Here is a 12,507-nt window from a genome sequence, read left to right as displayed (position 1 = left end):
GGTTCACTGCTCACTGTCGGCAATATTGATCAACATCGTCAATGTTGATCGCCTCAACGTTGACCGGATCAACATGGAGACCGCATGCCCCCACACCCCGATGGCTGGATCACGACGACAGAGGCGGCCCAGCGCCTCGGCGTCAAGCGGGCCACCCTCTACGCCTACGTCAGTCGCGGTCTGCTCCAGAGCCAGCGTCGGCCTGGGCAGCAGGAGAGCCTCTTCGACCGCGCGCAGATCGACGCGCTCGCCTCGTCGTCGCGCCCCACCGGGTCACCGCAGCCGGTCCTCCGCTTCCGCAGCATCGCGACGACGGTCAGCAGCCAGCTCGACGGGGATCTGCTCTATCGGGGCGTGCCGCTCGTCGAGGTGATGGCGCTCGACTCTGTCGAGCAGGCTGCCGCCCTCGTCGTGGGATCCATGTCGGGGCAGTCACTCTCGGACAGCGAAGACCTCGGTCCGCAGGCTCTGAGAACGCCGGAGATCCCCCGTGAGCTGCGCAGCCTCGCCACGAGCATCACCCGCCTGCCGCTCGAGCGGCGGCTGCCCGTGGCGGTGCAGCTGCTCGCTGCCGCCGACCCTCTCGCGGGCGACGTCGACCCGGACCGGGTGCGCTCGACGGCCCTGGCCCTCGTGCCGGCCGCGCTGTCACTCGCCGCGGGAACGCTGCCGACCACGAGGCACACCCTCGCGGTCGGAGACCTCGCCGAGCACCAGCTGCGCGCGCTCGGCGGACGCTCCGGCACGGAGGCCGAGCTCCGGCTCACCCGGGCGCTCCTCGTCTCGCTGCTCGATCACGGCCTGACGGCCTCGACGGTCGCCGCCCGGGTCGCTGCCTCCACCCGTGCCGGGCTGCACGACTGCCTCGCCGCCGCGTATGCCGCGATGGCGGGGCCGCTCCACGGCGCGGCCCCGATCGCTGCCCACGCGCTGCTCGCGCCCGGCCTCGACCCCGCCGTGGCCGTGGGCCGCGTCGTGCGCGAGCACCGCGGTGTCGCCGGCTTCGGCCACTTCCTCTACCCCGACGGTGATCCTCGGGCAGACCTCGTGCTCGAGGCGGTGTGGCAGCTGCCGGGCACCCGGCCGCTGCGACGCCGAGTCGAGGCGCTCTCGCGCGTCGTCGCCGAACGCACCGGTGCGAAGCCCAACATCGACCTCGCCAGCGCCGCCGCCCTGCACGCCCTCGACCTGCCGGCGGAGGCGGGCGAGGTCGTCTTCCAGGCCGCCCGGTCCTTCGGCGTCGCGGCACACGTCGTCGAGGAGTACGCCGAGGAGCCGCTGCGGTGGCGCGGCCGCGACCCCGTCACCTGAGGTGGCACGTCAGTCGGTCAGGGCCGCTGGTCGAAGACGTGGCGCCGCACCCACGCGTGCATCGCGATGGCCGCTGCAGCTCCGGCGTTGATCGAGCGGGTCGAGCCGAACTGCTCGATGTGCAGCACGACGTCGCACTCGGCCCGCATCTGCTCGGACAGGCCCGGCCCCTCCTGGCCGAAGACGAGCACACACTCCCGGGGCAGGTCGTGGGTCTCGAGCGGCAGCGAGCCCGGCAGGTTGTCGATGCCGACGAGCGCCAACCCTGCGTCTCGCGCCCACGACGCGAGCCCCGCAGCATCGCGGTGGTGGTGCTCGTGCTGGTAGCGGTCGGTCACCATGGCGCCCCGACGGTTCCACCGCCGCCGGCCGACGATGTGGAAGGCCCGGGCCCCCATCGCGTTGGCCGTGCGGATCACCGAGCCGATGTTGAAGTCGTGGCCCCAGTTCTCGACCGCGACGTGGAAGTCGTGGCGGCGCGTGTCGAGGTCGGCGACGATCGCCTCGTGCCGCCAGTAGCGGTAGGCGTCGACGACGTTGCGCCGGTCGCCCTCGCGCAGCAGGTCAAGATCCCAGTGCGCCCCTGACGGCCACTCGCCGACCCAGGGCCCGACGCCCACGTCGGCCACGCTGCCGCCGACACCGCCGACACCGCCGACACCGCCGACGCTGTCCACGCCACCGGCACCGGTCTCACCCCGTTCGTACGATGCCAACGCATCCCCTTCCGGTCCACGCTGGACCTGATGTCGGACTGCCCGAAAGACTAGCGACCGGGCCGGAGCCGGGGAGATGCCGCCCGCACCGGCCAGGCCGTGACAGGAGAACTGCCATGCGACCCACGACCGAGACGACCACGCCGACCGCTGTGGGGGGCACGTCATGAGCACTGCCGCGATCGTCATCCTGCTCGTGCTGCTCGCCCCGATCATCGGGGTCGTCGTGTGGGTCGTCCTCGCGGCGGGCTTCACCACGGTGCCCGCGGGCTCCCTCGGTCTGGTCGTGAAGAACGGCAAGGCGACCGACCACACCCTGGCGCCGGGCCGCCACTGGGTGCCACTCGTGCGCCGGTTCATGATCGTGGAGTATCCCTCCGTCGAGATGGCCTACCGCGCCGGTGAGGGCGCCTCGACGGCCAGCTCGGAGCTCGACCGCTCCGGCCCGAGCCTCAGCTGCGCACTGGGCGACCGCGCCCGCGCCGACGTGTCCTACACCGTGCGCTACGCGATCATCCCCGAGCAGCTGCGCACGGTCCACGAGCGCTTCGGCCCGCAGGGCATCAACGGTCTCGTGCGCGACGAGAGCGCGCGGGCGATCAGCCGCTCGCTCAGCGACCCCGAGGTCACCGTCGCGAGCCTCTTCGGCAGCGAGCGGACCGAGACCGAGGCCCGGCTCGCGGCCGCCGTCACGGCTGCGCTCGAGGAGCACGGCCTTCGGGTCGCCGGCTTCGTCCTCGGTCCGGTCGACCTCGGTCGCACGGGCGAGGTCATCCAGGCCACCGTGCGGGCCCGCTTCGAGCTCGCCCTCGAAGAGGCGGAGGCGGCCACGCGCCTCGCCCAGGCCCGGAACGACGGGGAGCTGGAGCGGCAGATCACGAGCCTGCGTGAGGGCGCCTGGCGCTACCGCGAGACCGACCTGTGGCGCGAGCTCGTCCAGCGCTCGGACGGTGTGCAGCTCGGCCGCCGACGCCCGGGCTACGGCCCCGGCAGGCTCGGCCTGACGGTCCGCGAGGACACCCCCACCAATGACCCGGCCACCACCGACCAGACCACCACCGACCAGACCGCGGCCGACGACACCTCGACAGCGACTGGAATGCCATGAAACGCGAGTTCACCGGCATCGATCGGCTCATCGAGCTCGTCGCGGTGTTCGTGCTCGGCATCGCCACGGTCGGCACCGCGTGGTGCGGCTACCAGGCGACCCAGTGGAACGGCGTCCAGGCCAGCGCGATGACCGCCTCGACGGACGCCCGGGTCGAGGCGAGCCGGCTCTTCGGGCTCGCCACCCAGAAGGCCTCCTACGACAGCAGCATGATCGCGCAGTACGCCCAGGCGGTGCAGGCCGGCAACACGAAGCTCGCCACGTTCTACCGAGAGACGCTCATCCGGGAGGAGCTGCTACCGGTCATCGACCGCTGGGAGACGATGATCAAGGCCGGCAGCATCCCGACGCGGCTCATCGACGACACGAGCTACATGAACGCCCAGTTCGGCCCCTACCGAGCCGCCACCGCCAAGGCCGATGCCGCCACCGCGCAGGCGCTCCGGGCGGGAGACATCCAGCACAGCTACGTCATCACCACCATCCTGCTCGCGGTCGCACTCTTCTTCTCCGGGGTGACCTCGAGCTTCATGTGGCGACCCGCACGGGTGCTGCTCGTCCTCGCCGCCATCGCAAGCCTCGGGGTCGCAGCCGTCAACCTCGCGGACCTGCCGGTCGCGTGAGCGGGCTCGGCTGACGAGGCGCTAGAGCCGGGCTGTCGACGTGCACAGTCTGCGAGCCTGCGGTATGCCGTCTCGCCAGACCCGTCAGTCGTGCGTGGGACGTGCGCGCGCTACTGACATGGCTTAATACGGCCGGGATGGTGGGGGGAGGCCGGCTGCGTCGCGACCGAGGTCGCGTCCCCGAGACCGGAGCCGGGTCGGTCCTCCCCCCGTGCTCCCACGACCATCGTGAGGGGCGACCTGCACCGTTTGGAACCATCTCGTCGGTTCCGATACGAACCTGAGACCTCGCTGTGGGCCGTGCGGACGATTCCGGCTGAGCGGGCCGCACCGCTTACCCTGTTGATCATGCATGCACTCGCCGCCCTGTCGGCTGCCGCCCCAGCCCTCGGCCCCAAGTGGATGGACCCCACGTATCTGCTCGAGCAGTACGGCGCGGCCTTCTTCTGGATCGCCATCGCCATCGTGTTCATCGAGTGCGGGCTGCTCTTCCCCATCCTGCCCGGCGACTCCCTCCTCTTCGCGGTGGGCCTGTTCATCGCCACGGGCCAGATCCACATCAACCTCGTCGTCGCGATCGTGGGGCTGTGCGCCGCCGCCTTCCTCGGCAACGTCGTGGGCTACGAGATCGGCCGGGCCATCGGCACGCCGCTCTACCAGCGTGACGGGCGCATCCTCAAGAAGAAGTACTTCGACGAGACGACCGCCTTCTTCGACAAGCACGGCAACAAGGCCCTCGTCATCGGCCGCTTCGTGCCGATCGTGCGCACCTTCATCACGGTCGTCGCGGGCGTCAGCCGCATGGACCGCCGCCGCTTCTTCACGTGGAGCGCGGTCGGCGCGGTGCTCTGGGTCACCAGCCTGACCCTGCTCGGCTACTTCCTCGGGGCGGCCTTCCCGTGGCTGTCCGACAAGCTCGAGATCGCCGTGCTGCTCATCGTGGCCGTGTCGGTCCTGCCGATGCTCTTCGAGTACCTCAAGCACCGGCGCCAGGCGAACGCCATCGTCGAGGAGCTCGGCGAGGCCGCCGAGGACATCATCGACCCCGCGGACGGCGGGGTCCTTCCCGCCGAGAGCGTCGGCGACCCGGGGCGCGGCGACCGCCGCTGACCGGCTGCCTCTGACCGGCTGCCCCTGACCGGCTGCCCCTGACCGGCTGCCCCTGACCGGCTGCCCCTGACCGGCTGCCCCTGACTGGCTGCCCCTGACTGGCTCACAGGGCCCGATCCCCGCGGATCGGGCCCTGTGCCGTATGCCGTCCGGTCGGCTTCGCCGGATTGCCCTCCCCGCGCCCCCCGACCGGCGCACACTGGAACGGCAGGAAAAGTACCGGGGGTGGATCGGAGGTCACGATGGCTCGGACGACGTCTCCGGGAGGGCCGGCCACGCAGGGCGCGCTCGACACCGCGAGCCTACACCGGCGCTCCGTCGAGGGGTGGCTGGCGACGCTCGCGGCCGTGCCCGACGATGCATGGGACGACCCGACCCCGTGCCGCGGGTGGTCGGTGCGGGACCTCGTCAACCACGTCGTCGGCGAGGACCTGTGGACCGTGCCGCTCCTCTCCGGCTCGACGATCGAGGAGGTCGGAGACCGCTTCGACGGAGACGTCCTCGGGGCGCACCCGAAGACGGCGGGCCGGGCGGCCGGGCACGAGGCGATCGATGCGTCGGGTGCGCTGAAGTCCGCGGGCACCGTGCACCTCTCCTACGGCGAGGAGTCGGCCGACGAGTACGTGCGCCAGCTCATCGCCGACCACCTCGTGCACGGCTGGGACCTCGCTGCCGCCACCGGCGGCGACCGGACCCTCGACCCGGTCCTCGTCGAGGCGGTGTCGGCGTGGTTCGACGGCCGCGAGTCCCTCTACCGCGACGGTGGCGCCATCGGGCCCCGCGGCTTCATGACGGGAGACCCACGGGCCGACCTGCTCGCTCGCTTCGGGCGCGATGCCGCCTGGAGCGGCGCCCACGCGGCCTTCTCCGACTTCATCGCGGCCTTCGGTCGGGGAGACGTCGACGCGATCATGGCCCTGATGACCGACGACTGCGTCTTCGAGGCGACCGGGCCGGCTCCCGACGGGGTGCGCCATGTCGGCGCCTCGGCGGTTCGGAAGGTCTGGGAGTCGCTCTTCACCGAGACCGGCAGCCCCGCCTTCACCGAGGAGGAGTCCTTCGTGGCCGGGGATCGCGGGGTGCTGCGGTGGCGCTTCGACTGGGTCGCGCCGGACGGGTCACCGGGGCACGTGCGCGGCGTCGACGTCGTGCGGCTGCAGGAGGGCAAGGTCAGCGAGAAGCTCTCCTACGTCAAGGGCTAGGCCGCCGCGGCGACGCCCTCCCACCGCCGCGGTGCGCCCTGACCACACGTTCAGCGTGCCTGACCACACGTTCAGCGTGCCTGACTACGCGTTCGGCGTGCCCGAGTCGGTCGTCGGGTCGGGCGTCGACCCGCCCGGAGCCTGGGCCTGCGGCAGCGCTCCCGGCGCGGCGCCCGGCTGCGTCGAGGCGCCGCCGACGGCCCCCGGCTGGGTCGACGGGGCAATGGTCGGGGCGCCGCCGGCAGGACCGTTGGCGCCGAACGAGATGCTCGGGGCCACGGCCTCGGTGGCGGGGGTCTCGAAGTACTCGGCGCGCTGCACCTTGGCGATGCCCGCGACCATGTTGGACGGCACGCTCTCGACCTTCGTGTTGAGGTCGCGCACCAGGGCGTTGTAGTAGCGGCGCGAGCTCGCGATGCGGTCCTCGGTGCTCGACAGCTCCTGCTGCAGGGCGAGGAAGTTCTGGTTGGCCTTGAGGTCGGGGTAGGCCTCGGCGACAGCCATGAGCCGGCCCAGCGCCTGGCTCAACTGCCCCTCGGTGGCGGCGGCCGCGGCGGGCGTCGAGGCCCCGCTCATCGCGGCCGACCTCGCCTGCATGACCTCCTCGAGCGTTCCCCGCTCGTGCGACGCGTAGCCCTTGACCGTCTCGACGAGGTTGGGGATGAGGTCGTGGCGACGCTTCAGCTCGACGTCGATCTGGCGCCAGCCCTCCTCGACCTTGTTGCGCAGCCCGATGAGGCCGTTGTACATGACGACCCCGACGACCGCGGCGAGCAGGACGAGGCCGAGCAGGATCCAGACGATGAGCATGCGAACTCCCGAGGGCGAGGCGAGCGGCCACCGTGACCGCCCTGCCGATCCTAGTGGCGGACCCGCGCGTCCGAGGGGTGTCGGTGCACCGTCCTACCCTTTGTCCATGACGACGTGCCGCTTCTCGGCCGACCTCTGGCGCTGGGAGGCGCAGGAGGCCTGGTTCTTCGTCACGGTTCCCGCCGAGGAGTCCGCCCTCATCCGGGAGCGCCCCCGACCGCCGCGCGGCTTCGGCTCGGTGCGGGTCCGGGCGACGATCGGCTCCACGACGTGGCAGACCTCGGTCTTCCCCGACAGCACGCGCGGCGCCTACGTCCTGCCGGTCAAGAAGGCCGTCCGACGTGCCGAGGACCTCGAGGAGGGCGACCCTGCGGCCGTCGTCCTCGAGGTCCTCGAGTAGCCGTCAGTCGCGCACGGCGAGCTCGCCGAGCTCCGACCACTCCGTGCCGGGCACCGTCGTGTTGACGATGCGCGGCGTCGCCGACAGGTAGGCGGGCAACTCCTGCGTCGCGGCGGTGAAGTGCGCGCTCTGCACGTGCGCACCACCGGCCGCGTCGTCGCGGAAGGCCTCGACGAGGACGTACTCGTTGGGGTCGTCGAGGCTGCGCGACCAGTCGAACCAGAGGCAGCCCTCCTCGGCCCGGGTCGCCTCGGTGAAGGACCGTGAGATCTCGGGCCAGTCGTCGGCGTGCTCGGGCTTCACGGGGAACTTCGCGGTGATGAAGATCAAGGAACTCTCCTGATGGTGTGACGAGAAGTCGTGCAGGACAAGGGAGTCGGGTCCGGCGTCTGACGGGCGCCGTCGGCCTCGCTCAGGGGACGAGGATCGCCCGGCCCCTGACGTTACCGGCGTCGAGGTCGGTGATCGCCTTCTGGAAGTCGTCGAGCGCGTACGTCTGGGTGTGCAGCTTCACGTGTCCACGAGCGGCGAGCACCATGAGCGACTGGAGGTCGTTGTAGGAGCCGACGAGGTTGCCGATGAAGTTGATCTCGGTCGAGACGATGTCGATGGTCGGCACGTTGATGTTCTCGCCGTAGCCGACGACGTGGTAGTCACCCGCCCGGCGCAGCATCGCGACACCCTCGGCGGTCGCGCCGCCCTCGCCGACGAAGTCGACGACGACCTCGGCGCCGTGGCCGCCGGTGAGCTCGAGCACCTCCTGCACCTGGTTGCCGTCGCCGACGACACCGTGGTCGGCGCCGATCGACAGGGCGAGCTTCAGCGCGTCGGGGTTGCGGTCGACGACGATGATCTCCGCCGGGGTCAGCGCCTTGAGCACCTGGATCCCGATGTGCCCCAAGCCTCCTGCTCCGATGACGACGACGCGGTCACGCGGCGTCAGCCTCCGGGCGGCCTTCGCCGCCGCGTGGTATGCCGTGAGGCCGGCGTCCGCGAGGGCCGCGACGTCCTTGGGCTCGAGGGAGTCGTCGATGCGCACGACGCTGCGGGCCGATGTGCGGAGGTACTCGGCATACCCCCCGTTGGTGTCGATGCCGGGGAACTGGTTGCTCTCGCAGTGCACGTCGTCGCCGGAGCGGCAGGCGCGGCACAGCCCGCACGTGATGAGCGGGTGGACGATGACCTTGTCGCCCTCCTTGACGTTGGTCACCTCGCTCCCGACGGCGTGCACCCAGCCGGCGTTCTCGTGACCGATCGTGTAGGGCAGCGCGACGTTGGACTTCTCGGCCCACTGGCCCTCGAGGATGTGCAGGTCGGTGCGGCAGACGCCCGCACCACCGATCTTGACGACGACGTCGAACGCCCCCGTGACCTCGGGAACCGGCACCTCCTTCATCTCGAGGTCCTGGTGGTAGCCGACGACCTGGACGGCGCGCATGGTGCTCATGAGTGGTGCTCCTTCAGCTGAGAGATGGGGATGAACGTCAGAGCCGGACGACCTTGAGGCTCAGGCAGATCCGCGGCGTACGCGGCGTCCGCAGCCTCGGCCCCTTCGGGCCGCTGCACCTGGTCGCGCTCCGAGCCGGGGTAGCGGGTGCGGAGCAGGCCACGGCAGAAGTGCGCGTTGCCGTCGATGGAGATGCGGGTCGAGCGCGCCCGCCGCAGGGCGAGCGGCACGTCGCGGACGGCATACCCCCGACCCTCGTGGTCGACGAGCACGGCGGCGCTGTCCTCGTCGGGCAGACCGATGGCCGAGCGGCGCCGGCGCAACGCCGCCGTGCGGTCGTCGGCCGGCAGGTCGCCCAGCGTCACCGAGCCGAGGTCCTCGACCGCGCGGCCGGGCTCGGCCCGCAGCAGCGCCGTCAGGCAGCGCTCCATCGCCGCGGTGTGGGCCTTGCGCTGGAAGGTCACGCGCAGCTCGTCGAGGTCCTGCTCGGCCTCGTGGCGGAACGTGCCCCGGTAGCCGGCGTCGGCCGCGAGCCCGGCGTTGATGAGGTCGCTGTCGTGGTGGTCGTCGAGCTCGACGACGACGTGACGAGCCCAGGGCAGCGCCGAGAGCGCGTCCTTCGCATCCGAGGCCATGAGGTAGGCGAAGTTCGGCGCGCAGAACGAGGTCGGCAGACGCAGGTGCGCGACGACGTCGTCGCCGACGACCTCGAGCGAGCGCACGAAGCCGAGGTCGGTGATCGGCTCGTCGAGCTCGGGGTCGATCACCGTCGAGAGCGCGACGTATGCCGCCGTCAGCGCCTCGATGTCGGGCGCGGCCCGCAGGGGTGCGAGACCCATCGTCAGACCCCGGCCAGGGCCGTCGGGTCCTGCGCCCGCTCGGCCGTGTCGTCGGCACCGCGCGGTCCGGTGGCCGTCTCGTCGGCGTCGGGCAGCTGCAGCTCGGCGGGCACGTCGATGCCGTACATCTTCGCCGCGTTGAGCCCGAGGATCTTCTTCTTCTGGGCGACCGTGAGCGGCGCGTACTCCGTCATGTCCTCGGGGATCTGGAAGTCGACGAACTTCTCGATGAGCCACTTCGGCGTCCAGATGGCGTAGTCGCTGGAGAACTGGATGCGGTCCTCGCCGATCCAGTAGAGCAGCTCGCCGATGATCTGAGCGAAGTAGCGCGGGCGGGTGTGGATGAAGGGCATCGCAACGGCGAGACCGCCGTGGACGTTCGGCTCCTGGGTGGCGATCCAGCAGAAGTCCTCGAGGCGCGGCAGGCCGACGTGCTCGACGATGAAGTTGAGGTCGGTGAAGTCGCTCGCGACGTGGTCGATGTCGGCGACGTCGAAGGCGTCGCGGTCGAGCGGCCGGATCGTCGGACCCTTGTGGACGTGGATGTTCGTCACGCCGAGCTCTCGGCAGGCCTCGAAGTAGCGGTAGGCCCACGGGTCGTCGAGCTTCCAGCCGCGGCTCTCGCCGTGCCACTCGGCCGTGTAGAGCTTGACGCCCTTGAAGCCGAGCCGCTCGACGTCCGCACGCAGCTGGTCGAGGCCCTGCTCGCCGTTGCGGGGGTCGAAGTGGTGGTTGTACGTGAGGCGGGCCGGGTCGGCCTTCGCGAGCTGCGAGGCCTCCTCGGTCTGCCCGAAGCCGCGCACGTAGAACTCGCCGAGGTGTGCCGGCTGGAAGATCGCGTGGTCGACGTAGCCGTCCTCGAAGAGGTCCTTCTTGAGGCGCTCCCCGCCCTGGTAGAGGTACTCCTCGTAGGTCCAGACCTCGGACTCGGGGCTGAGGTTGCGGTGGTAGTCGTAGAAGCAGTCGATGAACTGCTTGCCGTGGATGTTGCGCTGGTTCTCGGGGCGGGCGTCCCACAACGCGACGTGCGCGTCGACGATGAAGTAGTTCTCGCCGTCCTTGCTGTACATGCTGTCTCCTCGGTGATGTCGTCGTTGACCTCTCCACGACCGTAGGCACCGTGCGCCGAGCCGGACAGACGCACGGTGTCCCAATTTGAGACGCAGCGACCGAGACGGATGCCCAGCCCGGAGGTAGCGTCGGATCGAGGCCGAACCGAACGACCGAGACAGCGCTCGAGGTCGGCGGGGTCGAGCAACGGCTCGGGCAGGAGGCGGCGATGGTGCCGGAGGACGACGCGGCGCCCGCGAGGGCGGGACAGGCGGTGTGCCGGGAGACCCGGGCACGTCCGTCTCGGCGCCCGTGGACGAGCGGCTCCTCGCGTCGTGGCGCCGCAGCGAGGACTACGGCGTGCCGCTCGAGTCGGTGACCCCGGTCTTCTCCGGGGCGCCCGAGCCACGCGACTCGCTCTTCTTCCAGTGCGGCCACGAGGTGCTGACGAGCCTGCACCGCACCCTCGCGGACGAGCCGATCAGCCTCATGCTCACGGACGCGGACGGTCTCGTGCTCAACCGGCTGAGCGGCGACACGTCGCTGCTGCGGGCCCTCGACGCGGTCCACCTGGCGCCGGGGTTCGCCTTCTCCGAGCGCGAGGCGGGCACCAACGGGCTCGGCCTCGCGCTCGCTGACCGAGTGCCGGCGCTCGTGCGCGCCGAGGAGCACTACAGCCTGAGCCTCTGCGGCTACACGTGCGCCGCCGTGCCGGTGCTCGACCCCACGACCGGACGGCTCGAGGGCAGCGTCAACATCACGACGTGGTCGCGCGACCGAGGTGACCTGCTCCTCGCGCTGGCCCAGTCGGCGGCGAGCACGACGACGGCCCTCATGCTCGCCCGCTCACGTGGCCTGCGGCCGCGGGCGGCGCCCCGGGGCGAGGTCTATCGCGTCGAGGCGGCGCATCTCGAGCCGGGCTCGGGCACGCTGCACGACCTCTCCCCCGCCTGGCGCGAGGCGGTCGACGCGGCTGCGAGCGCCCTGGCGGCGGGTCGTCTCGTCGCCGCCGTCGGGGAGCCGGGGTCGGGGCGCGCCACGCTGCTCGCGCAGGCACTGCGCGCCGCCCGCCCTCGCGACCGCATCCTCAGCGCCGGGCTCCCGGCCCCGCAGGACGTCGCTGCCTGGCTCTCGCTCTGGACCCCGGAGGTGGGCAAGCCCAGCACCTCGGCCATCGCGTGCGATGTCGACGAGCTGCCCGCGTGGGCGGGCGATGAGGTGGGCCAGGTGCTCGGCCGCGTCAGCCGATCGACGTATGCCGTCGCCGACGTCACGCCTGCTGGCACCGGAGGCAGCCCTGCCGACGTCACACCCCGGACGGCCTCCTCGTGCCTCGCTCCCTCGAGCCTCGCCCCCTCGATCCTTGCCGGCCCAGACCTCGCCACGTGCGGTGGCGCGGTGACCGCGCGGCACTTCGACGGCATACCGCCTGCGGTGCGAGCGCTCGTCGGCACCGTCGTCGAGGTGCCACCGCTGCGCGAGCGCCCGGCCGACGTGCTGCCGCTCGCCGCCCATGTCGCGCGACGGGTGCGCGGGCGCGAGATCGAGTTCACGCCTGCGGCGCAGCGAGCCCTCACCGACCACGGCTGGCCCGGCAACGTCGAGCAGCTCGTGCACGCGGTGCGCCAGGCGGCGACCCGCACCGACGTCGTCGATGCCCGGCACCTGCCGAGCGAGGTGCTGAGCGGCTCGCACCGGCGCCTCACCCGCATCGAGGCGTTCGAGCGCGAGGAGATCGTGCGGGCGCTGACCCGGCCGGGGGCGACGATGAAGGAGGCCGCGCGTGACCTCGGCATGAGCCGCTCGACGATCTATCGCAAGATCGCGCAGTACGACCTCCACGTGCCCCGCCTCTGATCACCCGCCAATCGAGAGAGCAGTCCGTCGGACC

At 71.4% G+C, this 12,507-nt stretch carries 13 protein-coding genes; 7 read left to right on the top strand and 6 right to left on the bottom strand.

The annotated features are described in order from the left end of the window. Positions 1-84 precede the first annotated feature (84 nt). Positions 85-1,311 (top strand): citrate synthase, encoded by a 1,227-nt coding sequence (locus FBY41_RS08140; RefSeq protein WP_141843366.1) that lies wholly within the window; start codon positions 85-87, stop codon positions 1,309-1,311. 17 nt (positions 1,312-1,328) lie between these two features. Here the strand turns inward: FBY41_RS08140 and FBY41_RS08135 are convergent, their stop codons facing one another. Continuing rightward, the gene (locus FBY41_RS08135; protein WP_185749073.1) at positions 1,329-1,988 is read right to left on the bottom strand and encodes a TrmH family RNA methyltransferase; all 660 of its coding nucleotides are present in this window, start codon (positions 1,986-1,988) and stop codon (positions 1,329-1,331) included. Between the two features lie 205 nt (positions 1,989-2,193). Here FBY41_RS08135 and FBY41_RS08130 point away from each other — a divergent pair, with 205 nt between their 5' ends. The 4 genes from FBY41_RS08130 to FBY41_RS08115 all read left to right on the top strand — a co-directional run bounded on the left by FBY41_RS08130 (position 2,194) and on the right by FBY41_RS08115 (position 6,070). Then, positions 2,194-3,135, top strand: coding sequence for an SPFH domain-containing protein (locus FBY41_RS08130; protein ID WP_141843362.1), 942 nt, complete (start codon positions 2,194-2,196; stop codon positions 3,133-3,135). Continuing rightward, positions 3,132-3,758, top strand: coding sequence for a hypothetical protein (locus FBY41_RS08125; protein ID WP_141843360.1), 627 nt, complete (start codon positions 3,132-3,134; stop codon positions 3,756-3,758). Before FBY41_RS08130 ends, FBY41_RS08125 begins: the two co-directional genes overlap by 4 nt. Positions 3,759-4,106: 348 nt before the next feature. Then, the gene (locus FBY41_RS08120) at positions 4,107-4,868 is read left to right on the top strand and encodes a DedA family protein (protein ID WP_141843358.1); all 762 of its coding nucleotides are present in this window, start codon (positions 4,107-4,109) and stop codon (positions 4,866-4,868) included. 242 nt (positions 4,869-5,110) lie between these two features. Continuing rightward, complete coding sequence (locus tag FBY41_RS08115; RefSeq protein ID WP_141843356.1) at positions 5,111-6,070, top strand: TIGR03086 family metal-binding protein; 960 nt, start codon at positions 5,111-5,113, stop codon at positions 6,068-6,070. Between the two features lie 84 nt (positions 6,071-6,154). Here FBY41_RS08115 and FBY41_RS08110 read toward each other — a convergent pair whose 3' ends face one another. Next, positions 6,155-6,880: a LemA family protein gene (locus FBY41_RS08110; RefSeq protein WP_141843354.1), complete on the bottom strand. Its 726-nt coding sequence runs from the start codon at positions 6,878-6,880 to the stop codon at positions 6,155-6,157. 106 nt (positions 6,881-6,986) lie between these two features. On the opposite strand from FBY41_RS08110, the gene FBY41_RS08105 reads away from it, so the two are divergent. Further along, complete coding sequence (locus tag FBY41_RS08105) at positions 6,987-7,280, top strand: DUF1905 domain-containing protein (protein ID WP_141843352.1); 294 nt, start codon at positions 6,987-6,989, stop codon at positions 7,278-7,280. Positions 7,281-7,283: 3 nt separating this feature from the next. Here the strand turns inward: FBY41_RS08105 and FBY41_RS08100 are convergent, their stop codons facing one another. The 4 genes from FBY41_RS08100 to FBY41_RS08085 form a co-directional block, all read right to left on the bottom strand. After that, positions 7,284-7,610 (bottom strand): putative quinol monooxygenase, encoded by a 327-nt coding sequence (locus tag FBY41_RS08100; RefSeq protein WP_141843350.1) that lies wholly within the window; start codon positions 7,608-7,610, stop codon positions 7,284-7,286. Between the two features lie 82 nt (positions 7,611-7,692). Beyond that, a complete protein-coding gene (locus tag FBY41_RS08095) occupies positions 7,693-8,727 on the bottom strand; it encodes an NAD(P)-dependent alcohol dehydrogenase (RefSeq protein WP_221629241.1) in 1,035 nt (344 codons plus the stop codon). After that, positions 8,724-9,566: an iron-sulfur cluster assembly protein gene (locus FBY41_RS08090; protein ID WP_141843349.1), complete on the bottom strand. Its 843-nt coding sequence runs from the start codon at positions 9,564-9,566 to the stop codon at positions 8,724-8,726. Before FBY41_RS08090 ends, FBY41_RS08095 begins: the two co-directional genes overlap by 4 nt. 2 nt (positions 9,567-9,568) lie before the next feature. Beyond that, positions 9,569-10,636: an amidohydrolase family protein gene (locus FBY41_RS08085; RefSeq protein WP_141843346.1), complete on the bottom strand. Its 1,068-nt coding sequence runs from the start codon at positions 10,634-10,636 to the stop codon at positions 9,569-9,571. A gap of 256 nt (positions 10,637-10,892) precedes the next feature. On the opposite strand from FBY41_RS08085, the gene FBY41_RS08080 reads away from it, so the two are divergent. Beyond that, complete coding sequence (locus tag FBY41_RS08080) at positions 10,893-12,473, top strand: helix-turn-helix domain-containing protein (RefSeq protein ID WP_221629240.1); 1,581 nt, start codon at positions 10,893-10,895, stop codon at positions 12,471-12,473. The last annotated feature ends 34 nt before the right edge of the window (positions 12,474-12,507 follow it).

The organism is Humibacillus xanthopallidus (genome assembly GCF_006716675.1).
GTDB lineage: Bacteria > Actinomycetota > Actinomycetes > Actinomycetales > Dermatophilaceae > Humibacillus > Humibacillus xanthopallidus_B.
Note: the sequence above shows the minus strand (reverse complement) of the source record. Positions and strands in the feature narration are given on the sequence as shown.